Raw genomic sequence first — 25,250 nt, forward strand, 5'->3', positions numbered from 1 at the left:
CACTTCCCGTTGCCTACCTCGTCAGGCGAGGCGGCTGGGCAAACTCGCTTCGCTACGCTACGCTCAAACATGCCCAGCCGACTGCCCCCCGCCATCCTTCGGTAGCCCTCGGCGGCCTCAACGGGCCCGCCACACCGAAGCCCTTTGACCCNGGCACATCGCTGGCGCTCGTGCCTTGCCGTGACGACGTTCGCTTTGCTGTTGAGGCGTCGTTTCACGATCACAGTACGTTGGCGCGGGTACGTCGAAGGTGCAGGGTGTTTTTTGTGCCTTATCGTGGGGTCGTTCCGATGGTTTGCTTAGATCAGACATCTTTGCGTCGGCTGGCGCTTCTTTAAATCCCAATTTTCGAGATCATTATGTCTAAACAATTTGACGTCGTCGTCATCGGTGCCGGCCCAGGCGGGTACATCGCGGCTATTCGCGCTGCGCAGCTGGGGTTGTCGGTGGCTTGCGTTGACGCTTGGCAGAACGGCCAGGGTGGCCCTGCGCCTGGTGGCACTTGCACGAACGTGGGTTGCATTCCGTCCAAGGCGTTGCTGCAGTCGTCAGAACATTTTGAGCAGGCTAATCACCATTTTGCCGAGCATGGTATTGAGCTCAAGGGTGTGAGCCTGAAGCTCGATACGCTGGTTGGCCGCAAGAATACGGTGGTTAAGCAGAATAACGACGGTATTTTGTATTTGTTCAAGAAGAACAAGGTCACTTTCTTCCATGGCACGGGCGCGTTTGCTGGCCAGGTGGAGGGGGGTTATGGGATCAAGGTCAGCGGCACGTCCGAAGAAGATCTGGTCGCCAAGCATGTTGTGGTGGCGACGGGTTCGTCGGCGCGTGAGTTGCCGGGTCTGCCGTTTGATGAAAAGGTCGTGTTGTCCAATGATGGCGCACTGAATATCGCTGCTGTGCCGAAGAAGCTCGGCGTGATTGGCGCAGGGGTGATTGGCCTGGAAATGGGCAGCGTGTGGCGTCGTCTGGGTGCGGAAGTCACGATTTTGGAAGCCATGCCCGAGTTCCTGGCCGCGGCGGATCAGCAGGTGGCCAAGGAAGCGCTGAAGGCCTTCACGAAGCAGGGCCTGGATGTCCAGATGGGCGTGAAGATCGGCGAGATCAAGGCGACGGCGAAGTCGGTGACGGTGCCTTATGTGGATGCCAAGGGCGGCGAGCAAAAGCTGGTGGTGGACAAGCTGATTGTGTCGATCGGTCGTGTGCCCTACACCGGTGGTCTGAATGCCGATGGCGTGGGCCTGAAGCTGGATGAGCGCGGCTTTGTCGAGGTTGACGGCGACTGCAAGACCAATTTGCCGAATGTGTGGGCGGTGGGTGATGTGGTGCGTGGCCCGATGTTGGCGCACAAGGCCGAAGAGGAAGGTGTGGCGGTGGCCGAGCGTATTGCGGGTCAGCATGGCCATGTGAATTTTGCGACGATTCCGTGGGTGATCTATACCTCGCCGGAAATTGCCTGGGTCGGCAAGACCGAACAGCAACTCAAGGCCGAAGGCCGCGAGTACAAGGCGGGCAGCTTCCCGTTCATGGCGAACGGCCGTGCACGTGCGTTGGGTGATACGACGGGCTTTGCCAAGGTGATTGCGGACGCCAAGACGGATGAGGTCTTGGGCGTGCATATTGTTGGCCCGATGGCATCGGAGCTGATTTCCGAAGCCGTGACGATCATGGAGTTCCGTGGTGCGGCCGAGGATATTGCGCGTATTTGCCACGCTCATCCGACCTTGTCCGAGGCGGTGAAAGAGGCGGCGTTGGCCGTTGACAAGCGCGCGCTGAATTTCTGATTCTGAGCGAGACGCCGACGGGCGCCAGGTATGTAGATGCCTGGCGCCCGTCTTTTTTCTATTTTAGGTTTGCTGGTGCGACATGAACGTCCGTGAATATTACGAACAATCCCTGGCGGAACGGGGTTATCAACCTGACGTGGCGCAAAAGCAGGCTATTGATCGATTGCAGGCTTATTACGATGATTGGGTGCGTTTCAGGTCTTTGCGTTCGAATGCGCTAAAGAAGCTGTTGAATCGGCCCGATGTGCCTCGCGGCGTGTACCTGTGGGGCGGGGTGGGACGTGGCAAGAGTTTTTTGATGGATGCGTTTTATGCCACGGTGCCGGTGGTGCGCAAAACGCGTTTGCATTTTCATGAGTTCATTCGCGGTGTGCACCGCGAGTTGGAAAACGTCAAGGGGATGCAAGATCCGCTGGATGAGGTGGCGCGCCGTGTGGCCAAGCGCTATCGCTTGATTTGCTTTGATGAGTTTCACGTGTCCGACGTAGCCGATGCGATGATTTTGTATCGGCTGCTGCTGAAGTTATTTGAGTATGGGACGTCGTTTGTCATGACGTCCAACTATGAGCCGTCGACGCTGTATCCGGATGGCTTGCATCGTGATCGGATCTTGCCGGCGATTGATCTGATTCAAAAGCGCATGGATGTCCTGAACGTTGATGCGGGGATCGACTATCGGCGCCGTTCGTTGGAGCAGGTGCAGTGTTATCACTCGCCGCTTGATGAGGTGGCCAAGACGGCGTTGCAGGATGCGTTTGATCGACTGGCCGATACGCCCCCTCAAGAGCCTGTTTTGCATATCGAACATCGTGAAATTCGCGCGCAGCAGTTGGCGGGATCGGTGGTGTGGTTTGATTTCGCGACGCTTTGTGGCGGCCCGCGTTCGCAAAACGATTATCTGGAACTGGCGAGCCGATTTCATGCGGTAATTTTGTCGGACGTGCCGCGCATGGGGCCGCGGCAGGCCTCCGAGGCGCGTCGCTTTACGTGGTTGATCGACGTGTTTTATGACCACAAGATCAAGCTGATCATGTCGGCTGAGTGTGCGCCCGAGGAGCTCTATACCCAGGGCGCGCTAGCCAACGAGTTCCATCGGACGGTGTCGCGTATTCTGGAAATGCAGTCGCGAGAGTACCTGGAGTCCGAGCGACGCATGACAGTGGGCCTGTAGGGCGGGCACCGTACCGCGTGGACAGATGAATTACCTATCGCCTCGATAGATAATTTATTCTAGTAATGCTTATAATTCGCATTACTAGAATTTTCAGGATTAGCAGTGAAACCTATTCCGGGTGCCGGCTTGACGCGCTATCGATGGGCGGTGGCTTCCCGCTCTGTTGCAGCGATATTTGGCGGGTATGCGCTAGCCTCGGCGACGGCCGCCTGCTTGGCGATTTGGCTGCCCATGGCACGTGTGGAGGCCGTTGTCATGGCCAGCATGTTGGCGTTTGTGATCTATGCGGTGGGTGTCATGTGGGTGTTTGCGGCACGCAATACCTGGAGAGCCTGGTTCGGTATCGTGATACCGACCACCGTGTTAGCAGGCCTGTACGGCATGGGCAAACTGGCGGGGCTGGCATGAAGGCGGCCCAATCTTCCCAGACGCAGGGCGAGGGCTTGCGGCAGGCGATGTCCTGGTTGCATACTTGGTCCGGGCTGGTGCTGGGCTGGGTGTTGTTTGCCATGTTTCTGACAGGTACGTTGGCGTTTTTTCGGCCCGAGATCACGAGTTGGATGCGCCCCGAGCTACCTGCACAGCCGCAGGTGTTGTCCTCGGCGCAAGCCGCCGATATGGCACAGCGTTATTTGGCTAAGCATGCATCGGACTCCGAGCGTTGGTTCATCACTCTACCGACTGCACGTGAGCCGTATGTGAGGTTGATTTACCGCGTTGCCAAGCCGGCTCCAGGTACCCGACCTTTTAAGCGGGTTATGTTAGATCCCGCGACGGGACAGGCTGTCCAGGCTCGTGAAACGCGGGGTGGCGATTTTCTTTATCGCTTTCACTTCGAACTGGAGATCGCGAACCCCTGGGGACGATGGCTGGCTACTATCGCGGGGATGTTCATGCTGGTGGCGATTATCAGCGGCATCATCACACACAAGAAAATCTTCAAGGATTTCTTTACATTTCGCCCCGCCAAAGGCGGGCAACGCGCCTGGATGGACGGGCACAACGCGCTGTCGGTGTTGGGTTTACCGTTTCATTTGATGATCACATTTAGTGGTGTGCTGCTCTTCGTGGCCATGGTGTTGCCTGCGGGCATTTCGGCGGCGTATGACAATCCACAGAGCTATTTTAATGAGCGCTTTCCGTCGTTGACACAGGCGGCAGCCGGTACGGAGTCGGCGCCGTTACTGCCGTTGGGCAGCCTGGTCACGCAGGCTGAAGCCCTGTGGCAAGGTGGCACAGCCGGTGGGGTGACGGTGATCAAGCCAGGCAAAGAAGGCGCCATGGTGTCAGTGCAGCGTGATCCGAGCGAACGGGTGTCGTATGCTCGCGGCGGGCCGAGTATTCAATTCAACGGCGCAGATGGCGCGTTGCTGTCGCGGCATGATGGCGATGGCGCCGCTGTGACGACGGCCAATACGATCATTGGTTTGCACCTGGGTTTCTTTGCGGAGCCGATGCTGCGTTGGTTGTACTTCCTCGTGAGTCTGGCCGGTACGGCCATGGTGGGCACGGGGTTGATGCTGTGGGTTGCCAAACGCCGGCAAAAGGCCGGGAACGCCGCACAAGAAAAGTTCTCGCTGCGCTTGGTCGACGCGTTGAATGCCGGTGCCATCGCGGGCCTGTGTGTCGCCATCGGTGTGTACTTTTGGGCAAACAGACTGGTGCCGGCTGAGTTGGCGGGCCGCGCGACTTGGGAGACGCGGGCGTTCTTCATCGCGTGGGGGCTAAGTTTCCTGTATGCCTTCGCGTTTCGCGCAAGGATGTGGCGTGATTTGCTGTCCTTGGCAACCGCACTGGCACTGGCGTTGCCGGTGCTCAATGCAGTGACGACGACGCGTCATTTGGGGGTGTCTTTGCCGGCGGGAGATTGGATCATGGCCGGATTTGATCTGACGGCCCTGGCCTGGGGCGTGTTGATGGCCTGGATGGCACACAAGGCGCACAAGGCCTATCGAAAAAGCATAACGGCGTTGACGCGTTCGACACCGGCTGACCGTCAACCGTCCAGATACCAAGCCGTCGATACGATTCGTAAACCGGTCGTGGAATCCATGAACGGCAGCTGTTCAATCAAGGAGGTCACTTCGTGATGGGTATTGCCGCTTTTTGTCTGGCTTACGCAGGTTTTGCCGCGCTGTGTCTTGGTATGGACCGCCACTATGAGGCGGTGTTCGACCGGGAATTGCCAAGGCAGCATCGAACCCCCTTGCGGGTGTTCGGTTGGGTCGCCCTGGCGCTGTCGCTATTCGCTTCGGCGAACGTGTGGGGATGGTCCTACGGAACGGTGGAATGGATCGGCATTCTCACCCTGGCCGGCCTGACGCTGATCTGGTTTGTGAGCTATCGACCGGCGCCGGCGCTCGCGGCCGGCGGCCTATGCGCAGTCGCGGCGCCCGTGCTCGCGTGGGTGTGACAAAGGCTCCTGTTTTGGGAGCCTTTGCGTAAAGTCCGTTGTGTTGTGACGGGTCGTGCAGGCGTTGCAGGCGCGTTGCCAACGGCATTGCAACGCGCTGGCGTATCGCGCCGGTATGGCCGTTATCCCGCGAGGGCAGTCAATCCCTGGCGAACTTGTGCCACCAGCGTGTCCCGTTGCATGTCATCGGTACTGGTTGGGCCTTGAGCAACGGTTTGTCCATCTACCACGATGTTGTAGCTCAGGCCGTCGATTTGGAGGCCGTCCAGGCCGCTGCCGGATTGCAGGCGTTGCATGAGCGCACCGGCCTCTTTCGGATTGTCAAAGCTGCGTGATAGCAAGAGCTCTTGGCCATCCGTGCCCAGCAGACGGAAACGGAATTTACCGTCATCATCGCGAAAACTGACAAAGCGCGCTGCCTTGCCTGGTTTTTTGCCCGACGCCTTGGTGGTGGCTGGCACGGCGACTTGTCGACGCAGCCCGACGGCGTCGCGCAATTCCGCCATAAACGGTGTTGCGAGCGTACGGGCCTTTTGTGCGCCTGCCTGCAGAATGTCTTCGATGCGTTCGGGATGGGCCATCAGGGCTTGATAGTGCTCACGCATCGGAGCGATATCGCGTTCCAGGCGCTCATAGAGGGCTTGCTTGGCATCACCCCAGCCGATACCGGCCTCGAGTTGCTCGCGGAACGCCGCGGCCTCCTCAGGTGCGGCAAAGGCGCGATACAGGGTATACAGGTGCGAGCTATCCGGGTCTTTGGGCTCGCCCGGCTGACGTGAGTCCGTCACGATGCGCATGACTGCCGCGCGCAGCGAGGCGGCATCGCCCTCGAAGAGGGGAATGGTGTTGTTGTAGCTCTTGGACATCTTGCGCCCGTCCAGACCCGGCAGGGTGGCGACCGATTCCTCGATCACGACTTCGGGAAGCACAAAGTACTCGCGCCCGTACAGATGGTTAAACCGCTGTGCGATATCTCGCGCCATTTCCAGGTGCTGGACCTGGTCGCGCCCCACAGGCACTTTGTTGGCGTTGAACATCAGGATATCGGCCGCCATCAACACGGGATAGGAAAACAAACCCATCGTGATGCCGTCGTCGGGCTCGACGCCTTTGGCAGTATTTTGGTCGACCGAGGCTTTGTAGGCATGTGCCCGGTTCATCAGGCCTTTGGCCGTGACGCAGGTCAGTATCCAGCACAGCTCGGGGATCTCGGGGATGTCCGACTGTCGGTAGAAGGTCGCGCGCTCGGGGTCCAGACCGCCCGCCAGCCACGTCGCCGCGATCTCAAGTCGTGAGCGCGCAACGCGGGCCGGATCGTCGCACTTGATCAGTGCGTGATAGTCCGCCATGAAGTAGAACGCATCGGTGTTCGACTGGGTGCTGGTCGCAATGGCGGGCCGGATAGCCCCGGCATAGTTGCCAAGGTGAGGGGTGCCAGTCGTGGTGATGCCGGTAAGGACGCGGGTACTCATGAGCGGGGGCGAGGGCAAAAAAGCGTTTTTGGAAGGGGTCCAGTGTAGCGCGCTGGCGTTAAACGTCAGCGCTTGAGCTTGGAGAACGCGTCGGCCATGGCGCTGTTGCGCGGTTCGCTATTGCGGCCAGCATCGCCTTGAGGGCGACGACCACCACCTGTGCCGCGTGCACCACCACCACTACGAGGCGCCTCGCTGCCGGTACGACGGGACGGTTGGGCGGCTTGAGCTGTGTCATTCAAACGCATCGTCAAGGCAACGCGCTTGCGTGCCGCATCGACCTCGAGCACTTTCACGCTGACGGTTTGGCCCACGCGTACGACGTCGCGCGGATCTTTGACGAATTTTTCGGCCAATGCCGAAATATGCACCAGGCCATCCTGGTGCACGCCGATGTCCACAAACGCGCCAAAATTGGCCACGTTGGTCACGACACCCTCAAGCACCATGCCGGGGTACAGATCGTTGAGTGTTTCGACGCCTTCTTTGAACTGGGCGGTTTTGAACTCCGGACGCGGATCACGGCCCGGTTTTTCCAGCTCGGCGAAAATGTCTCGCACGGTCGGCAAACCGAAACGCTCGTCGGTAAAGTCAGCGGGCGAAATGCCTTTCAGGGCATCGCGTTGACCGATGATTTGCTGGACGTCGGCCTTGATCTTGGCCACGATGCGCTCGACCACGGGGTAGGCCTCGGGGTGCACCGCAGAGGCATCCAGCGGGTTGTCGCCCTGGGGAATGCGCAGAAAGCCGGCGGCCTGTTCGAAGGCCTTGTCACCGAAACGGGGCACCTTGCGCAGCAGTTCGCGCGTGGGGAAGGCCCCGTTTTCGTCGCGCCAGGACACGATGTTTTTGGCCAGTAGCGAGTTCAGCCCGGATACCCGCGCCAACAGGGCGGCCGAGGCAGTGTTGACATCGACGCCCACGGCGTTCACGCAATCCTCGACGACGGCGTCCAGCGACCGCGCCAGCTCGCGCTGGTTGACATCGTGTTGGTACTGGCCCACGCCAATGGCTTTGGCGTCGATCTTGACCAACTCGGCCAGCGGGTCCTGAAGGCGGCGTGCAATCGAGACCGCGCCGCGCAACGTGACATCCAGGTCGGGGAACTCCAGAGCGGCGGTTTCGGAGGCGGAATACACCGAGGCTCCGGCTTCGGAGACTACCACGCGCGTGACTTTCAGGTCGGGGAACTGGGTCATCATATCGCCCACCAGCTTTTCGCTTTCGCGTGAAGCGGTACCGTTACCGATGGCTATCAGTTCGACATTGTGACGCGCGACCAGCGCGGCCAGCGTAGCGATCGTGCCTTCGCGGTCGCGACGCGGCTCGAAGGGGTACACGGTCGTCGTATCAACGACCTTACCGGTGCTGTCGATGACGGCGACCTTGCAGCCGGTACGAATGCCCGGATCGAGCCCCAGCACGTTTTTGGGGCCTGCCGGCGCCGCCAGCAACAAGTCCTTCAGGTTGGCAGCAAAGACGCGGATGGCTTCGGTTTCGCCGGCCTCGCGCAGACGGCTAATCAATTCGCTTTCGAAGGCGGTCAAGAGCTTGACGCGCCACGTCCAGCGGCAAACCTCGCCCAGCCAACGGGCACGTGGCGACGCATCCAGCGCAAACAAGCCATTGCCCAGTTTCAAAAAGCCGGCGATGCGTGCGACGCAGGGATGCGGAGTCTGGGCTTCCAGTTCGGTGTCGATGCCGAGGCGCAGTTCCAGGATACCCTGTTGGCGACCGCGCAGCAGCGCCAGAATGCGATGTGAGGGCAGGGTGCGCAGCGGTTCGTTGAAATCGAACCAGTCGCGGAAATTGGCGCCTTCGGTTTCCTTGCCTTCGGCGACCTTGGCGTACAGCAGGCCCGTGGACCACAAATGCTCGCGCATGTCCGCCAGCAAGTCGGCATTTTCGGCAAAGCGTTCGGCCAGAATGTCGCGAGCGCCATCCAGGGCGGCCTTGGTATCGTTGATCGAGGCTTCGGGATTGAGGTATTGCTCGGCTAGAACGGCAGGATCGCAGGCCTGATCGGCCAAGATGGCATCCGCCAGGGGTTCCAGGCCGGCTTCGCGTGCGATCTGGGCGCGCGTGCGGCGCTTGGGCTTGTACGGGGCGTACAAGTCTTCCAGACGCTGTTTCGTCTCGGCGGTGGAAATTTCCTGTTGCAACTCGGGCGTGAGCTTGCCCTGTTGCGTGATGGATTCCAGAATGGCGCCGCGTCGCTCTTCGAGCTCGCGCAGATAGCCCAACCGGACTTCCAGATTACGCAACACCGTATCGTCCAGGCCTCCGGTGGCTTCTTTGCGATAGCGTGCGATAAACGGCACGGTGGCGCCGTCATCCAGCAGATCAATCGCGGCGGCGATTTGGGAAGGGCGACTATTCAGTTCGGTAGCAAGCTGGGCAAGGATACGGGCTTGGTCGACGCTGGGCGCAGTACTCGTGGTGGCAGAAGTTTCAGGCATCTCGATACGGCTGCAAAGGGAAATCAAGGGGCGGATTTTGCCACAAGGTGGCGACACGCTGTTGTTGACTGGGCTATTTCGAGCACGCGCCCCAGGGTGCTCGGGGTATCATTTGGGCCAATTTACCGCCTGACTTCATTGATGCTAGATCTGGATATTTCCGAGTTTTTCGCCGCTGACGGCCCTTTGGCCACGGCGTTGCCGGGCTATACCCCTCGCCCGGCCCAGGTCGAGTTGGCGCAGGCGATTGGCCAAGCCATTACCGATCGCGCCACCCTGGTGGCCGAGGCCGGGACCGGCATCGGTAAAACCTGGGCGTATCTCGTCCCGGCGATGGTGGCAGGCGGAAAAGTCGTCATATCGACGGGCACGCGTACCCTGCAGGACCAGTTGTTTGCCCGCGATTTGCCACGCGTGCGCGCCGCCCTGGCCGCGCCCGTCACTGCTGCCTTGCTCAAGGGACGTAGCAATTATGTCTGTCACTATCACCTGGATCGCCTGCAGGGCGACGAGCGCGCGCTGAAGTCCCGCAGCGAAATATCCCAACTGCGCCAGATTCAGATCTTTGCCGGGATCTCCAAAACAGGCGACCGTGCCGATCTGGGCAAAATCCCCGAGGACGCCGATATCTGGCAGCGCGTCACGTCCACCCGTGAAAATTGCCTGGGCCAAGAGTGTCCCCGTATTCGGGATTGCTTTGTGATCAAAGCCCGGCGACAGGCCCAGGATGCCGACGTGGTGGTGGTCAATCACGCCCTGTTCATGGCGGATCTGGTGCTGCGCGAAGAAGGCGTAACCGACTTGCTCCCCGAGGCCGACACGGTGATCTTTGACGAGGCGCATCAGTTGCCCGACACTGCGACGCGCTTTTTAGGCAGCAGCGTGTCAACCCATCAGTTGCTGGATTTTGGCCGTGCCCTCGAGGTCGCCGGCCTGGCCTACGCGCGCGAGGCGGCCAAATGGGCCGACGTCAGCCGGCACGTGGAGACCGCCGCTCGCGAGTTGCGCTTATCCTGTGCGGCGCTGGATCAACTACCGGGACGCAAGGCGACCTTTGAGGCCATGCCCGACGCCGAGCAATTCGACATCGCGCTGGCTGCCCTGCGTGAGGCGATCGAGGCGGCGACGCGGGCCTTGGCCGGCGTGGCGGAAAAACACCCTGACCTGGCCGCAGTCGCTCGCAGTGGCGCCGACATCGCACTGCGTCTCGCGCGCTGGGCAACGCCCGGACGAGACGGGTCGGATCGTGTCAAGGCACTGACGGAAGAGGGTTGGGGAAAAGACACGCACGCCCTGGCAGGGACCGCAGATGACGCGTCCGTCCAGGATGCCGATGATGGTCCCTCAACCGCGCAGGCGCTGCTACAAGGCGCCGCTGCGGCGAGTTTGTTCACCGGGCCCGCGGTGCGCTGGGTAGAGCACGGGCTGCATCACATACGGCTGCATTCAGCCCCGTTATCTGTCGCGCAGGCCTTTTCCCGGTTCCGCAAACCCGGACAAGCCTGGATCCTCACGTCGGCGACGTTGTCGGTGCAGGCCGACTTCGAGTACTACACCCGCCAGTTGGGGTTGGATGACGCGCGTACCGGGCGCTGGGAATCCCCGTTCGATTACACCCAGCACGGGCTGCTGTTTGTCCCGCGCGATATGCCCGAGCCGCAGTCGCCGCGCTTTGTCGAACGCTTTGTACAGACGTTGATCCCCTTGCTGGCGGCCAGCCCAGGGGGGGCGCTGGTCTTGTGCACGACCTTGCGTGCCGTTGATCGCGTCGCCACCTTGCTGGCCGAGGCGTTTGAAGATCAGGGCTATGAATGGCCCCTGCTCAAGCAGGGCGATGCGACGCGAGGCGATTTGCTGGACCGTTTTTGCAAACTCGATCATCCCGTCCTCGTGGGGAGTGCGACGTTCTGGGAGGGGATCGATTTGCCCGGCGATGTGCTCACCCTCGTGGCCATCGACAAGCTGCCTTTTGCGCCACCTGATGATCCCGTGATCGAAGCCCGGTTGCGTGCCTGCCGCTCACGGGGCGGGAACCCCTTTGCCGAATACCAATTGCCCGAGGCGGCGATCTCCCTGAAGCAGGGGGCCGGGCGCCTGATTCGTACCGAGCGCGATTGGGGCGTATTGATGGTGGGTGATGCGCGCCTGGTCGAGAAGCCCTATGGCAAGCGTCTGTGGCGCGGATTGCCTCCCTTTTCCCGCACCCGGGATCTGAACGAAGTGCTGGCGTTTTACGCCCGTCGCGAACAAGGCGAGGGCTGAAATGCAATGTGCCGCCCAGTGGGCGGCACATCGTTTAAGTCCGGGACAACGGCCTTACTTCCACGAGAACGGATTCCACCAGCTCTTATCGGTCAGCAATTCGTTTTCGGTGACAGTGCCGTCGGGATAGTTGGTCTTCAGCACTCGATCAGCGTCGTTCTTGAGGTCGGCCATGCCGAGCTTGTCATACGAGGCGGACATGATGACCAGGGCGTTTTCCGCGGCGGGGGCGCCTTCGAAGTCAGTAATCACGGTCTGTGCGCGGTTCACCGCCGCCACATAGGCGCCACGCTCGTAGTAGTAGCGCGCGACGTGGACTTCGTTCATCGCAATTGCATTGACCAGCCACGTCAGACGCTGCTGGGCGTCGGGGGTGTATTTGCTCTCGGGGAAACGTTTAATCAACTCATTGAACGCTTCGTAGGACGCGCGCAGACCCTTGGGATCGCGTTCAGCCGGATCCTGGCCCGTCAGATTGCTCATGAAGGCACTGGCAGGGGTAAAGTTGATCAACCCTTCCAGGTACAGCATGTAATCGGTTCCCGGGTGGTTGGGGTACATCTGCTGAAAACGGTCGATCGCCGCCAACGCCTGTTCGTTTTCGCCGTCTTTCCAGTTGACGTAGGCCAGGTCGATCAGCGCTTGCTGGGCGTACACGCCAAACGGGTAGCGACTTTCAATCGCGGTGAGGCGATCGCGGGCGTCGCCCCACCCGCCGGCATCCATTTCGGCCTTGGCGTCGGAGTACAACTGTTCGGCGCTCCAACCAGCGGTCTTGTCGTATTTTGTGTCGGTGCCGCTGCAACCTGCGACAGCCAGAGTGACAGACAACGCCACGGCCAAGCGCAGGAGCAGGGCGCGCAGACTGAGACGGTTTGAGAGGGCTGCAGTGCGGAAAATCACGAGATTCAATTCCTTGGTGTTAGGATGGCACGCTGAATTATATGATTTTGCTTCATGTCCCATATAGACGCCCCTGCCGTTGATGGCGCTGACCTTTCAGCGGATGACGAACCTCAGTGTATTACTGTACCGCCCGGCACGCGCGCCGACCGCCTGGATAAGGTCCTGGCGGCGCTGCTCGACGGGCATTCCCGCAACCGCCTGCAGGGCTGGATCGAGGCTGGCTGGGTGCAGGTCAACGGCGGCGCCGCCAAGATCCGCCAGGTCGTAGGCCCGGGTGACGTACTGACAGTCTGGGAGCAGCCCGCGCCCGAAAGCCTGGCGTTTACCCCGGAGCCCGTCGAATTCGGCGTTGTCGACGAAAGCCCCGACTGGATTGTCGTGAACAAGCCCGCGGGGCTGGTGACCCATCCTGGCGCGGGCAATTGGCACGGCACCTTGCTCAATGGGCTATTGCACCGCTATCCGGAGCTCTCCCGGGTAGCACGCGCCGGCATTGTTCATCGTCTGGACAAGGACACCTCGGGTCTGATGGTCGTCGCGCGCAACGACCTGGCGCAGACGCACTTGGTGCGGCAATTGCAGGCACGCAGCATGGGCCGTGAATATATCGCGTTGGCCCACGGCTGGTTCACCGCCGCCGGCACGGTCGATCGCGCCATTGGCCGGGACCCGCGTGTACCCGTGCGCATGAGCGTCGAGCGCCCGATTGCGCCGAAACCTGCTGTTACTCATTATTCTCCTTCGAGGCAGGGACGCGCGCCGGCAGGCGAACCCGTCACCGAAGTCATTTGCCGCCTGGAAACGGGCCGCACGCATCAGATTCGCGTGCACCTGGCTAGTCTGGGGCATCCACTGCTCGCCGATACGCTGTACGGCGGACGGACGGCCTCGGGCGCATCACGGCAAATGCTGCATGCGCGCGTCTTGCATTTTGACGATCCGGGCGGCAGGGGGCAGGCCACTTTTCGTGCCGATCCGCCGAACGACATGCGCCAGGCGCAGGAAGCCACACAATGGAACAACTGATCGGCGGATTGCCCGTCATCACAGGCCCGCAATGGCCGGGTGTTCAGTATTTTTGTACAACGCGTGCGGGCGGCGTGGGCGTTGCGCCGCATGACACGCTCAATCTGGGCCTACGAGCGGATGACGTGCCCGAGACAGTGCGGGAAAATCGCCGTCGCGTACGTGCGGCGGTGCCGGCCGATCCCTTATGGCTGCGCCAGGTGCATGGCGCCGAGGTAGTTGACGCCGATCGTGTGGGCAGCCTCTCTGCCGGGGCGCAGGACGGACTTCCGGTTGAACCGGCTGTCGACGCGAGCGTGACGGCGATGCGCAGTCGGGTGCTTGCCATTATGGTGGCCGATTGTTTACCGGTCATCATGACCGATCTGGATGGCACCGTCGTTGGCGCCGCGCACGCGGGCTGGCGCGGACTGGCGGGAGGTGTGCTGGAGAACACATTGCAGCAGTTGCGCGCCAAAGCACCCGCCGCGCGCGGCTGGCGTGCCTGGATCGGCCCGGGTATTGGTCCGGATCACTTTGAAGTCGGAGAGGACGTGCTCGCCGCCTTTGCCGCAGACGGTCCGGCGGCGCTGGCGTGTTTTACGCCGCGCCCGCAGCATTCCGGTAAATGGTTGGCCGATCTGCCTGCGCTGGCGCTGTTGCGGCTGCGTCGGGCGGGGGTCGAGGACGCCCATGCTTGCGGCCTGTGCACGGTCTCTGATCCGGCGCGGTTTTTTTCGTACCGGCGCGATGGCACGACCGGTCGTATGGCGCTGCTGGCGTGGCGGGACTAGGTTTTTCCGTATAAACGCGAGTCCTTGTATACCCGCATTGACAGTCACCAGGGGGCAATGCAACATCGGTAATGTCACGCCGTTAATCCGCAGGGTATATCCATGATGATGCCCCTGCTTTTGTCCATAACAAGGTGTCGAAGTGAACGCCCCTATTTCCGCTGCTTGGCCTGTTCCGGTTAGCGTGGCGCCGGACGCGCTGGCAGACATTCAGGCCGACTTTTTGCGCGAGTGGCAGCGCATCTGCGACGAAGCCCAACGCGGCACACTGGCGCCGCCAGCCGATCGCCGTTTCCGTGGTGCGGCTTGGGCCGCCAGCCCTCAGCATCTGCTGATGGCGCATGCTTATCTGCTGTCGGCCCGCGTGTTGTCGCGGATGGTCGATGCTGCCCAAGTCGGCGAGCCCTTGCGCAATCGTCTGCGTTTTTCCATCATGCAATGGGTCGATGCGCTATCGCCCTCTAATTTCCTGGCTTTCAATCCCGACGCGCAACAAGCCGTGATCGATTCCGCGGGTCGCGCGCTCAGCGATGGCCTGGCCAATCTGGCCAACGACATACGCAAAGGCCGGATCAGCCAGACCGACGACAGCCAGTTTGAAATCGGCGCTAACGTTGCCACCACACCTGGGCAGGTTGTTTTTCAGAATTCGCTATTCCAGTTGATTCAGTACACGCCGCAAACGGCGACCGTGCACGAGCGCCCGCTGGTGATCGTGCCGCCCAATATCAACAAGTACTACATTCTGGATTTGCAGCCCGCCAACTCGTTCGTGCGCTATGTGGTCGAACAAGGGCAGACAGTTTTCATGGTGTCGTGGCGCAATCCGCTTTCCACGGATCAGGACGGCGTGCAACAGGCGAATTGGGTCCAGTATCTGGATGAGGGTGTCCTCAAGGCCTTGCAGATCGCCAGCGATATCAGCAATCAACCTCAGGTCAACGCCTTGGGTTTTTGCGTCGGGGGCACCATGTTGGCGTCGGCACTGGCGTTAGCGCAGGCGCGCGGCGAAACACCTGTGGCGTCATTGACGCTGCTGACGACGCTTCTCGATTTTCACGATACCGGCGTGCTGCAAGTCTTTGTCGACGAGGCCCATGCCTTGCTGCGGGACCAGCAAATCGGGCAGGGCGGGCTGATGCCCGGTCGCGACCTGTCCACGACATTTTCTTTTTTGCGGCCCAATGAGCTCGTCTGGAATTACGTCGTCGGCAACTACCTCAAAGGTCAAATGCCGTCCGCGTTTGATCTTTTATTCTGGAATGGCGACAGCACCAATTTACCCGGACCTTTCTTTACCTGGTATTTCCGTAATACCTATCTCGAAAACAATCTCAAGGTGCCCGGTCGCGCACGCGCCGGGGATACCGCGCTGGATTTGACACGCCTGAAGATGCCCGCGTACCTATATGGTTCGCGTGATGATCACATCGTGCCCTGGACGTCCGCGTATGCGTCGACGCAATTGCTGCGCGGGCCGCAGCGTTTCGTGTTGGGTGCGTCGGGACACATTGCGGGCGTGATCAATCCGCCGCAGGCAGGCAAACGGAATTACTGGGTCAATGAGGATCCGGCCTTGCCGGGGGATCCTGGTGTCTGGTTGGCGAATGCGCAAGAGCACGCAGGAAGTTGGTGGCCTGATTGGTCACGTTGGCTGGCCGGGCATGCTGGCGCAAAACGCAAGGCACGCACGTCCGTCGGTAATACCCGCTATGCTCCTATCGAACCGGCACCGGGCAGCTATGTAAAAGTCCGGGCAGATTGAGTAGACAGTCCTGCAAATATGAAGCAACAAGCAGCCGCAGTTATTGACGCGCCCAGCGCGCAGGAGGAAGGCAAATGAGCGGGAAACTGGCATACGTTACGGGTGGCATGGGCGGCATTGGCACGTCAATCTGCCGCCGGCTGGCTAAAGACGGATTTCGCGTGGTCGCCGGTTGCGGCCCCAGCCGCAACTATCAACAATGGATAGACGAACAGGCAGCTCAGGGCTATACCTTCCATGCATCGGTCGGCAATGTGTCCGACTGGGATTCGACGGTGGACGCGTTTGAACGCGTCGTCAACGAGCTGGGGCCCGTTGACGTGCTGGTCAACAATGCGGGGATTACCCGCGATGGCCTCTTTCGCAAAATGTCGGCCGATGATTGGCGTGCCGTGATCGATACCAACCTGAACAGCTTGTTCAACGTGACCAAGCAAGTCATCGAGGGCATGGTCCAGCGCCAATGGGGTCGCATTATCAACATCAGCTCGGTCAATGGGCAAAAAGGGCAGTTCGGGCAGACCAACTACTCGACCGCGAAGGCCGGCATCCACGGCTTTACCATGGCCCTGGCCCAAGAGGTCGCCAGCAAAGGCGTGACGGTCAACACCATTTCGCCAGGTTATATTGGCACGGACATGGTCCGCGCCATCCGGCCCGACGTCCTGGAAAAAATCGTCGCCACGATTCCGGTGCGCCGCCTCGGTACGCCCGAAGAAATCGCATCGATGACCTCGTGGCTGGCCTCTGACGAATCGGGGTTTTCGACGGGGGCGGATTTTTCGCTCAATGGCGGCCTGCACATGGGCTGAAGACAGATCGGCCGGAACGTCTGCGGACTTTTCGGCCGGCGGGCTTACACTAGGAATACTTTAAAGTTAAAAGAGATCAGCCGATCTCGGGGACAACCATGACGCAAGCTCAAACTGGCGCCAGTCTGCGCCTGATTAAAAAGTACCCCAACCGTCGTTTGTACGATACGCAGACCAGTACCTACATTACATTGGCTGACGTCAAACAACTGGTGTTGGCCACCGAAGAATTTCAAGTCATTGACGCCAAGAGCGGCGACGATTTGACGCGCAGTATCCTGCTGCAGATTATTCTCGAAGAAGAAAGCGGGGGCATGCCGATGTTCTCGTCGAACATGCTCTCGCAGATCATTCGCTTTTATGGACATGCCATGCAGGGCATCATGGGCTCGTACCTGGAAAAAAACATCCAGGCGTTCATGGAGATCCAGCAACGCATGGCCGAGCAATCCAAAGGCCTGTATGGCAGTCAGTTCGGCCCCGAGGCCTGGACGCAGTTTATGGATGTCCAGACCCCCATGCTGCAGAACATGATGAACAACTATATTGACCAAAGCAAAAATCTGTTTGTGCAGATGCAAGATCAGATGCAGGATCAAACGCGCGCGATGTTCTCCACGTTTCCTTTCACGCCGGGTGGTCCCGGGCAGGGTGGCAGCGGCCGCAAATAGCCGATTGCTTCAGGTTCGTGTCAGAGAGTCGTCAGGCCTCTGTCAGCGCACCCACGATACAGTAATGAAAACGGTTCTTGTTTAACAGAACCGTTTTGTTTTTTACTGTACTTGGGATGCCACATGCTTAAAAAAGTCTTGGTGCTGGCCGCTGGCCTGGCACTGTCGGGTTCGGCAATCGCCGTCGAATACCCCATCGGTAAACCAGCCGAAAAAGGGGGGATGGAGATCGGCGCAGTGTATCTGCAGCCCATCGAGATGGACCCGGCCGGCATGATGCGGCCCGCACAGGATTCCGACGTGCACCTCGAGGCCGATATCCACGCGATGGCTGACAACAAGACCGGTTTTCCCGAGGGCGAATGGGTGCCCTATCTGGTCGTCAATTACGAGATCCAGAAAGTCGGCAGCGAGCACGTGCAAAAAGGCACCTTTATGCCTATGGTCGCCAACGATGGCCCGCACTATGGCGACAACGTCAAGCTCGAAGGCCCCGGCAAGTACAAACTGAAGTACAACATCTTGCCGCCCACGGCTGGTCATGACGCACATTTCGGCCGCCACATCGATAAGGAAACCGGCGTGGGTCCGTGGTTCGAGCCCTTCGAACTGGATTACGAGTTCGTCTATGCCGGCACCGGTAAAAAGGGTGGGTACTGATGGTGCGTGGCCGTACGGTCGGGGCCACGGCGCTGGCATTGTGCCTCAGTCTGTCCGCCATCATGCCAGGTATGACGCGCGCGGCCGATCTGCCCGTTTTCAAGCTGATCTTTAAATCAGACGGCACCTTTGAGCCTACGCGTCTTGAGGTGCCTGCCGGGCGGTTCAAGATCGAGCTCGTTAATCAAAGCAACGAACCCGTCGAGTTCGAGAGCATCCCCTTGCGCAAAGAAAAAGTCATGGGGCCAGGCGTCAGCTCTTTCGTTGTCATCACCATTTCGCGGCCGGGCGAATATCCGTTCTTTGATGATTTCCATCAAGACGTGCGCGGCACGCTGGTGGTCGTTCCCAAGGACTGATCCGGCATATTTATGGAACAGGTACTTTTCATCGTCTGGCGTGAAAGCGTCGAAGCCCTGTTGGTCGTGGGCATTTTGTATTCATGGCTGCGTGCTGCGCCCGAAGGGCGTCGCGGCCTGCCTTACTTGTGGGGTGGCGTTGTCGCTGGTTTGGCGTTGGCGGTGGCACTCGCCCTGGTGTTGTTGGGCGTCTCGTCCTGGCTGAGCGACGAAGGCCAGGAGTGGTTCCAGGCCATCATGTCATTGGCCGCGTGCGCGCTGGTCGTGCAAATGATTGTATGGATGAAGACGCATGGCCGTACGCTCAAGAGTGAGTTGCAGTCGGGGGCCAACGCATCCTTAGCGGACAACAATTGGTGGGGCCTGCTGATATTGGTCATGATTGCCGTCGCCCGCGAGGGCAGTGAAACCGTCGTGTTTCTGTATGGCACCGTGTCCGCCGTGCAGGGCGCCGACATCTGGAAACTCACCCTGGCCGGTAGCGCGGGTTTTGCGATTGCGCTGTTGACGTTTGGGCTGTTGCAACTGGGCGGCAAGCTGATTACCTGGCGCCGCTTTTTCCGATTGACTGAAATTTTGCTGTTGTTACTGGCTAGTGCTTTGTTGGTGGGCGGACTGGATCGCCTGATTTCGCTGGGCGTGTTGCCGACGCTGGTTGATCCGGTTTGGGACAGTTCCGCATTGTTGGACGATAGCAGTGGTCTGGGCAAAGTACTTGCGGATTTTGCCGGCTATCGTGCTTACCCGGCGTTGACCTCTGTCTTGCTATGGGTCGCCTACTGGATCGTGGTGTGGGCCTTGCTACGCAGGGCAGACCAGCCTCGCAAGCCAGCCCCCATTCCTGCCTGATCTGAAACAAGCAACACGGGTCGGTGCTGATGCCGGCCATGGCACTAAAGGTTCATTCATGGCCGCCGCACTCGGGCGCTATACCACTCGCTTCGCTGATTTTCTGCGTGATCACGCATCGCTGCTGCGCAAGCTGCAATGGGGCATTGTCGGCGCTTATGCGTTCCTGTTGATTGTGCCGGTCTTGTTGCCGCTTCCCGACAATGCCGCGTCCGTCTTCAACAACTTAACCATCGTGGCGCAGTTCGCGTTCTGGGGCGTATGGTGGCCTTTCGTGCTGGTGTCCATGCCGTTGTTGGGACGAGCCTGGTGTGGCTGGTTGTGCCCGGAAGGCATGTTGACCGAATGGGCCAGTGAACATGGGCAGGGCCGTGCCATCCCGAAATGGATGCGTTGGGGCGGTTGGCCCTTTGTGGCATTTGGCTTGACCACCATTTACGGCCAACTGGTCAGCGTATATCAATATCCCTTGGCGGTACTGGTCGTGCTGGGGGGATCGACCGTCGCGGCCATGATCGTTGGCTGGCGTTATGGTCGCAGCAAGCGCGTCTGGTGCAAATATCTTTGCCCGGTCAATGGTGTGTTCAATTTGTTGGCCAAGTTGGCGCCGTGGCATTTCAAGGTCGACGAAGAGGCCTGGCGGCGTCCCGTCATTCGTATCGAATCCATAAACTGCGCGCCGCTGGTACCGCTGCGTCATATGCAGGGCGCGGGCGATTGCCATGCCTGCGGACGTTGCAGCGGCTATCGGGGGGCGATTGCCTTGACACCTCGTTCGCCCGAGGAAGAAATTGTGCGCGTGGCCACCGGTGATGCGTGGCAAACCGCGCTGATCTGTTTTGGCTTGATGGGCATCGCGATCGGCGCTTTTCTCTGGAGTGCCAGCCCCTGGTTCGTGACGGTAAAACAATGGGCGGCTGTGTGGCTGGTTGAACGCGACATCTTATGGCCGTTGATGGACAACGCGCCGTGGTTCATCCTGACCCACTACCCTGAACTCAACGACAGCTTTTCGTGGTTGGATGGCGCAGGTATTTTGTTGTTTGTGGTTGGCAGTACGGTATGCGTGGGCGGTGTGGCGCTGATCGGATTATGGTTGGCCGATCTCGTTGCGCCGGCCAAGCTGTCGGGAGGACGTTTCGCTGGCGTGCATAAACTGGCGCAAGCCTTCATTCCCGCTGCAGGCATCGGCGTATTTCTTGGCCTGTCCGCCACGACGATTACCTTGCTGGGACACGAGGGGTTGAATACGAGCTGGGCCGATCCCGTGCGCTTTACCTTGCTGACCTTGGCCGTCGGCTGGTCGATGCGCTTGGGATGGCGGCTGCTGGCGCAACGTACGGTGTCCGGGCTACGCAAGTTGGTCGCGTGGGTGTTGATGGCGAGTGGTTTGATACCGTTCTGCGTCGCATGGGTACTGTTTTTTGCGGTGTGGTGATCAAGCGCTTGATGATCGACTCGTGCGGGGGCGGGTCTTGAGCCCGGTGCGATGTACGCTCGTGGCGACACAATCAAAGCGGGNCGCGGAAATATGCCATTTCCGCGNNCNGAGACTGACTTACTGAGACTGACTTACTGAGACTGACTTAATGCGCTAATACGCGTTACTTTGCTTGGGTTGGGGCGGGTTCGCTCGTCATGGGCTCGGTCGTTGTCGAATCGGTCTTGGCTGGTTCAGCCTTGGCCGGATCGACGGTGAGATTGTTCTGCACCTGTTTGACGCCCTCGACACCGCCCGCGGTGTCAGCCGCTTGCTTGACTTCGGCATCAGTGCCCACCGTACCCGTCAGCGTAACGTTGCCGTCTTGTGTTTCGACCGAAATATCCAGCGCGCTGAGCGAGGTGTCTGCCACGAATGCCGCTTTTACTTTGGTCGTAATCATGGCATCCGATGCGTACTCGCCTACGGACTGCTTGTTGGTATCCGTTTCAGCCGCGTACGTCACGGTGCCGACGGTACCGAGCACGGTACCGGTGCTGATGGCCGTGGCAATGATCAGTTTACGCATGTTCATAGAGATTCTCCTTCTACGTTGCGATGACGCGGTGGGTTAGGTGGCGTGCGGCGCCGTGACGGGCCGCCCGGATTATTTCTTCCTGAATACACCACTAAATATCGACAGCAATGCCAGAATCAGGAATACAAAGAACAGAATCTTGGCGATCCCTGCCGCGCCGGCGGCGATACCACCGAAACCTAATACGGCAGCAATGATGGCGATGACGAAAAACACAACAGCGTAGTACAGCATTTCGGATCCCTCCTTTTACGCGATGAGCGATTGGAGTCGAGGATTAGCGATTGGAGTCGAAAAAAGTACGCACTTCCTTTTCGGCCTCTTCTCGTGTCTTACCGTAACGCTCTTGGATCAAGCCCGTCAAACGTTCCGCGTTACCTTCAACGCGTGTCAGTTCATCATCGGTCAGCTCGCCCCACGCTGCCTTGGCTTTACCCGTCAACTGTTTCCACTTTCCTGCAACGATGTCGTTGTTCATGTGAACCTCCTTGTTGATGAGCCTGTTATCACCGTACGGGCGGTCGTGGACAGTGTCAAACGATGCTGTAGACAAATGTAACGACTGAGGTCTTGATTTGTTTACAGCAGAGAGGCGGGCGTGATACCTGTTCGGTTAGTTACGGTTGAGTAGTGTCAAGAAACGTTCAGACAATCAATCGTAACGGCGATTTACATCACGCGGCGAAACGGCGTATGCGTTTCCAGTTCGTCCAGATAGCCATCTATTGCCTGGGTCTCTCGTTGCAGATAATCCTCAATGGCGGCGGAAAATCGCGCATCGGAAATCCAGTGCGCCGACCATGTAGGGGTGGGCAGCAGGCCGCGCGCCATTTTGTGTTCACCTTGGGCACCGCCTTCAAAACGCGTTAGCCCGTGCTGAATGCAGTAGTCAATAGATTGTAAATAGCAGGTCTCGAAATGCAGGCCCGGCACAAAATCCAGGGCACCCCAATATCGTCCATACAGGGTTTGACCTCCCAGCATGTTTAACGCGGCGGCTATGGGCTCTGCGCCGCGCAACGCCACAATCAGGACCATGGAATCGTTTAATTCTCGATGCAAACGTTCAAAAAACTCGGCGCTTAGATAAGGCGCATTGCCGTGCGCAAAATAGGTTTGCTCGTAGCAGCGATAAAAGAACGACAACGATTGCGCATCAATCTGCGCACCGCGCAGCCAGCGATAGTGAATACCGGCAGCCTGTACTTTTTTGCGGTCCTGGCGAATCTTCTTGCGCTTGTCGTGATTCAGGGCCGCCAGGAATACGTCCAGATTGGCATAGTCCGCATTGCACCAGTGAAACTGTATGCCTTCGCGCACCATATAGCCCGCCTCGTGCAGGGCGGCTAAATCGTCGTCGGTAGGAAACAGCACATGCAGTGACGAGACTTTCAGGCCTTGCGCCAGTTCGATCAAACCGCGCGCCAACGTCAATCGGTCCGCCGCGTTGCCGGCCAGCAGTCTGGGTCCGCTGACCGGTGTAAAAGGTATCGATGTCAACAGCTTTGGGTAATAGCGCAGTCCGTGCCGTTCAAAGGCATCGGCCCATGCGTAGTCGAACACGTATTCTCCACGCGAATGCGCCTTCAGATACAGCGGCACGCCGCCGACCAATTGGCCCGCACGCCGCAGTACCAGGTAATACGGCGTCCAGCCCGTCTCCGGGGCGGCACAGCCGGTCTCATGCAGCGCCGACAGAAATTCGTGGCGTACAAAAGGTTGATCACCCGCCAGAGCATTCCACTCGGACGGATCGATTTGGGATAACGAGGGTGCAACGCCAAGCTGCGCAGAGGAGGTCATGGGCGTAATGATAAAGTCTGGCTGGCAGGCTGCCTGCAACGATGTTGTGTTTTACACCCTGATTGTTTCTCAATGACCGACTCCGCGTTTTCCCCCGCAACCCATATCGAGATGCGCCGTCAGGCGCTCGCCGCGTTGGCCGCCCGCGCCTGGCCGGACAAACTGGCCGCCGTGCGAGCCATTGATGACGATACGATGATCGCGGTGGATGCCAACCTGCAGGAGCCCGCCCGGATACCCGGGCGNCCGGACGCGCCCGAACTGGTGCCACCTCAGCAAGTCAAGCAACGCTCGGTCCAATCGCCGGAGGGGCGTGCGGTGCTCCTGCACGCCTTGGCACATATTGAGTTCAATGCGGTGAACCTGGCACTGGATGCGGTGTGGCGTTATGCCGGTATGCCCGAGGCGTTTTATCGCGATTGGCTGCGCGTGGCGCGCGAAGAGGCCTACCATTTTGAGTTGCTTAATACGCATCTGGGCACCCTGGGCCATGCTTACGGTGATTTTCCGGCGCATAACGGCTTGTGGGAAATGGCAGAAAAAACCCGGGACGACTTGCTGGCCCGACTGGCACTGGTCCCGCGCACCCTTGAGGCCCGGGGCCTGGATGCCTCGCCCCTGATTCGGGACAAACTGATCGGCGCGGGCGACAAAGCGGGTGGAGCCATCCTGGACATTATCCTGCGCGACGAGATCGGTCATGTGGCGATCGGCAACCACTGGTACCGTCATTTGTGCACCCAGCGCAGCCTGGATCCGGTCGCCTGCTACGCCGAGTTGGCGCAGCGCTACAACGCCCCACGACTGCGCGGGCCATTCAACCTCGAGGCGCGCCGTCAGGCAGGTTTTGACGAGGCGGAACTGGAAGCATTGCAGCGGCCCCCCTCGTAGGCCGGCGCTCATCGCGGCCTTGGCAGGTCGTCGTTAATCTAAAGGAATCGTCGGATTCAGTGCACTATCGGCCGTGGGAAATGTGGGGCGGCTAGAAAAATCGCAGACCTCGATGGCCTTGTTGATCACCAGATCCAAGACGGGCGTCCGGTTGTCTTCGTGGAACACTGCGCTATAGATCGCGGTCGGTGGCATGGGATCGCTGCGCACGATTTTCAGCAGGCCGTCGTCGATATCCTGTTTCACATAATCAAATGGCATCTGACTGATGCCGACCCCGCAAGCGACCATTTCACGACGTACCACCAGACTGTTGGTCGTAAATACCGGGCCAAATACAAAGCCGCTTTCCGCGCGCCAGTCGGAGTAATAACGTGTTTTGGCCGAGTCCTCGACTTGTTCCAGCACGGGATAGGCCGCGAACTCCGCTGGTTGCAATGGACGGTCGGGAATCGGAACGTGGGCGCCTACCACCCAGCAGTCTTCCGTCTTGCCGACAGGGACAGTGGTGTAGCCATTTTTCCAATAGGTGCCGGCCATCATCGCGACGTCGAGCCGTCCCAATTCCACGTTGCGAAACAGCGTAATGCCCGACTCCACCAAGGGCTCGAGCCGCAATTCCGGGTGGCTGTTATGGAGTTGCTGGATCAAATCGGTAAACCAGGTCAGCGCGATCAGCTCCGTGACACCAATGCGCAGCACACCTCGAATTTCGTGCTGTGTGCTCGCCAGATTCTCAATGCGGGCACGCAATTGCATCGCCTCGGCGGCGACAGGCACTAAACGTTGGCCCAGGCCCGTGGTGCTCAGGCCGGTCGGGCGTCGGTGCAGCAAACGTCCCCCCAGCATGGTTTCAAGCTCGCTGACGCGCTTGGAAATCGCCGATTGAGTGGTGTACAGACGGGTCGCCGCGGCGTTGAAGCTGCCCAGTTTGAGGCTGAAATGAAACGCTTCGAGTTGCTTGAAAGTAGGATTCATGGGGGCGAACCGAAGGGCCGGCTTAGGCGAATGGGGCGAATTTGACGCAAGCCATTATCGAATGTGGCAAGAAAAAAAGGAATACCCCGGTGTTCCGATTATTCGCTATATCCGTGACGGCCAGTGCCAGATAATCCAAGTCATTCTTATGACAGCGGACGGTGGCTCG

The 25,250-nt window shown here is 59.6% G+C and carries 22 protein-coding genes and 3 pseudogenes; 17 read left to right on the forward strand and 8 right to left on the reverse strand.

Going from position 1 to position 25,250, the window contains the following annotated elements; translation table 11 throughout:
• Positions 1–359 precede the first annotated feature (359 nt).
• The 5 genes from lpdA to ACNAZS_RS14840 all read left to right on the forward strand — a co-directional run bounded on the left by lpdA (position 360) and on the right by ACNAZS_RS14840 (position 5,377).
• On the forward strand, positions 360–1,787 hold the full coding sequence (gene lpdA / locus ACNAZS_RS14820; RefSeq protein WP_415790584.1) for a dihydrolipoyl dehydrogenase: 1,428 nt from the start codon (positions 360–362) through the stop codon (positions 1,785–1,787).
• Between the two features lie 82 nt (positions 1,788–1,869).
• The gene (gene zapE, locus ACNAZS_RS14825) at positions 1,870–2,961 is read left to right on the forward strand and encodes a cell division protein ZapE (RefSeq protein WP_415790586.1); all 1,092 of its coding nucleotides are present in this window, start codon (positions 1,870–1,872) and stop codon (positions 2,959–2,961) included.
• 105 nt (positions 2,962–3,066) lie between these two features.
• Positions 3,067–3,372 carry a DUF3649 domain-containing protein gene (locus ACNAZS_RS14830; protein ID WP_415790588.1) on the forward strand — a complete coding sequence of 102 codons (306 nt, stop codon included), beginning with the start codon at positions 3,067–3,069 and terminating at the stop codon, positions 3,370–3,372.
• Entirely contained in the window at positions 3,369–5,054 is a 1,686-nt protein-coding gene (locus ACNAZS_RS14835) for a PepSY-associated TM helix domain-containing protein (RefSeq protein WP_415790590.1), read from the forward strand. Before ACNAZS_RS14830 ends, ACNAZS_RS14835 begins: the two co-directional genes overlap by 4 nt.
• Complete coding sequence (locus ACNAZS_RS14840; RefSeq protein WP_415790592.1) at positions 5,054–5,377, forward strand: DUF3325 domain-containing protein; 324 nt, start codon at positions 5,054–5,056, stop codon at positions 5,375–5,377. Before ACNAZS_RS14835 ends, ACNAZS_RS14840 begins: the two co-directional genes overlap by 1 nt.
• A gap of 122 nt (positions 5,378–5,499) precedes the next feature.
• Here ACNAZS_RS14840 and ACNAZS_RS14845 read toward each other — a convergent pair whose 3' ends face one another.
• Positions 5,500–6,849, reverse strand: a complete 1,350-nt coding sequence (locus ACNAZS_RS14845) for a tryptophan--tRNA ligase (RefSeq protein WP_415790594.1) — start codon at positions 6,847–6,849, stop codon at positions 5,500–5,502.
• 65 nt (positions 6,850–6,914) lie between these two features.
• A complete protein-coding gene (gene tex / locus ACNAZS_RS14850) occupies positions 6,915–9,308 on the reverse strand; it encodes an RNA-binding transcriptional accessory protein Tex (protein ID WP_415790596.1) in 2,394 nt (797 codons plus the stop codon).
• A 141-nt stretch (positions 9,309–9,449) separates the two neighbouring features.
• Here tex and ACNAZS_RS14855 point away from each other — a divergent pair, with 141 nt between their 5' ends.
• Positions 9,450–11,570, forward strand: a complete 2,121-nt coding sequence (locus ACNAZS_RS14855; protein ID WP_415790598.1) for an ATP-dependent DNA helicase — start codon at positions 9,450–9,452, stop codon at positions 11,568–11,570.
• Positions 11,571–11,624: 54 nt separating this feature from the next.
• Here ACNAZS_RS14855 and ACNAZS_RS14860 read toward each other — a convergent pair whose 3' ends face one another.
• Positions 11,625–12,425: an outer membrane protein assembly factor BamD gene (locus tag ACNAZS_RS14860; protein ID WP_415790924.1), complete on the reverse strand. Its 801-nt coding sequence runs from the start codon at positions 12,423–12,425 to the stop codon at positions 11,625–11,627.
• Positions 12,426–12,527: 102 nt separating this feature from the next.
• On the opposite strand from ACNAZS_RS14860, the gene ACNAZS_RS14865 reads away from it, so the two are divergent.
• The 9 genes from ACNAZS_RS14865 (at position 12,528) to ACNAZS_RS14905 (ending at position 20,829) form a co-directional block, all read left to right on the forward strand.
• Positions 12,528–13,502 (forward strand): RluA family pseudouridine synthase, encoded by a 975-nt coding sequence (locus tag ACNAZS_RS14865; RefSeq protein WP_415790600.1) that lies wholly within the window; start codon positions 12,528–12,530, stop codon positions 13,500–13,502.
• Positions 13,490–14,275 carry a peptidoglycan editing factor PgeF gene (gene pgeF / locus ACNAZS_RS14870; RefSeq protein WP_415790602.1) on the forward strand — a complete coding sequence of 262 codons (786 nt, stop codon included), beginning with the start codon at positions 13,490–13,492 and terminating at the stop codon, positions 14,273–14,275. Before ACNAZS_RS14865 ends, pgeF begins: the two co-directional genes overlap by 13 nt.
• 142 nt (positions 14,276–14,417) lie before the next feature.
• Positions 14,418–16,040, forward strand: coding sequence for a class I poly(R)-hydroxyalkanoic acid synthase (phaC, locus tag ACNAZS_RS14875; protein WP_415790604.1), 1,623 nt, complete (start codon positions 14,418–14,420; stop codon positions 16,038–16,040).
• Between the two features lie 74 nt (positions 16,041–16,114).
• Positions 16,115–16,852, forward strand: a complete 738-nt coding sequence (gene phbB, locus ACNAZS_RS14880) for an acetoacetyl-CoA reductase (protein ID WP_415790606.1) — start codon at positions 16,115–16,117, stop codon at positions 16,850–16,852.
• A gap of 98 nt (positions 16,853–16,950) precedes the next feature.
• On the forward strand, positions 16,951–17,523 hold the full coding sequence (phaR, locus tag ACNAZS_RS14885; RefSeq protein ID WP_415790608.1) for a polyhydroxyalkanoate synthesis repressor PhaR: 573 nt from the start codon (positions 16,951–16,953) through the stop codon (positions 17,521–17,523).
• 123 nt (positions 17,524–17,646) lie between these two features.
• The gene (locus ACNAZS_RS14890; RefSeq protein WP_415790610.1) at positions 17,647–18,183 is read left to right on the forward strand and encodes an iron transporter; all 537 of its coding nucleotides are present in this window, start codon (positions 17,647–17,649) and stop codon (positions 18,181–18,183) included.
• Positions 18,183–18,542, forward strand: coding sequence for a cupredoxin domain-containing protein (locus tag ACNAZS_RS14895; RefSeq protein WP_415790612.1), 360 nt, complete (start codon positions 18,183–18,185; stop codon positions 18,540–18,542). Before ACNAZS_RS14890 ends, ACNAZS_RS14895 begins: the two co-directional genes overlap by 1 nt.
• Before the next feature lie 12 nt (positions 18,543–18,554).
• Positions 18,555–19,391: an FTR1 family iron permease gene (locus tag ACNAZS_RS14900; RefSeq protein WP_415790614.1), complete on the forward strand. Its 837-nt coding sequence runs from the start codon at positions 18,555–18,557 to the stop codon at positions 19,389–19,391.
• Positions 19,392–19,449: 58 nt separating this feature from the next.
• Positions 19,450–20,829, forward strand: a complete 1,380-nt coding sequence (locus ACNAZS_RS14905) for a 4Fe-4S binding protein (protein ID WP_415790616.1) — start codon at positions 19,450–19,452, stop codon at positions 20,827–20,829.
• A gap of 238 nt (positions 20,830–21,067) precedes the next feature.
• Here the strand turns inward: ACNAZS_RS14905 and ACNAZS_RS14910 are convergent.
• The 4 genes and pseudogenes from ACNAZS_RS14910 to ACNAZS_RS14925 all read right to left on the reverse strand — a co-directional run.
• A pseudogene (locus tag ACNAZS_RS14910) lies at positions 21,068–21,406 on the reverse strand (BON domain-containing protein); the annotation flags it as partial.
• A gap of 72 nt (positions 21,407–21,478) precedes the next feature.
• Positions 21,479–21,643 carry a DUF1328 domain-containing protein gene (locus tag ACNAZS_RS14915; protein WP_415790618.1) on the reverse strand — a complete coding sequence of 55 codons (165 nt, stop codon included), beginning with the start codon at positions 21,641–21,643 and terminating at the stop codon, positions 21,479–21,481.
• A gap of 43 nt (positions 21,644–21,686) precedes the next feature.
• The gene (locus tag ACNAZS_RS14920; RefSeq protein ID WP_415790620.1) at positions 21,687–21,887 is read right to left on the reverse strand and encodes a CsbD family protein; all 201 of its coding nucleotides are present in this window, start codon (positions 21,885–21,887) and stop codon (positions 21,687–21,689) included.
• A gap of 191 nt (positions 21,888–22,078) precedes the next feature.
• Positions 22,079–23,212: a GNAT family N-acetyltransferase gene (locus ACNAZS_RS14925; protein ID WP_415790622.1), complete on the reverse strand. Its 1,134-nt coding sequence runs from the start codon at positions 23,210–23,212 to the stop codon at positions 22,079–22,081.
• A 111-nt stretch (positions 23,213–23,323) separates the two neighbouring features.
• On the opposite strand from ACNAZS_RS14925, the pseudogene ACNAZS_RS14930 reads away from it, so the two are divergent.
• Positions 23,324–23,457 (forward strand): annotated as a pseudogene (locus ACNAZS_RS14930) (DUF455 domain-containing protein); the annotation flags it as partial.
• A gap of 1 nt (position 23,458) precedes the next feature.
• Positions 23,459–24,103: pseudogene (locus ACNAZS_RS14935) on the forward strand (ferritin-like domain-containing protein); the annotation flags it as partial.
• Between the two features lie 33 nt (positions 24,104–24,136).
• Here ACNAZS_RS14935 and ACNAZS_RS14940 read toward each other — a convergent pair.
• Positions 24,137–25,081, reverse strand: coding sequence for a LysR family transcriptional regulator (locus ACNAZS_RS14940; RefSeq protein ID WP_415790624.1), 945 nt, complete (start codon positions 25,079–25,081; stop codon positions 24,137–24,139).
• Positions 25,082–25,250 lie beyond the last annotated feature (169 nt).

Origin of the sequence: Bordetella tumulicola, assembly GCF_965138755.1 — a bacterium.
GTDB lineage: Bacteria > Pseudomonadota > Gammaproteobacteria > Burkholderiales > Burkholderiaceae_B > Bordetella_A > Bordetella_A tumulicola.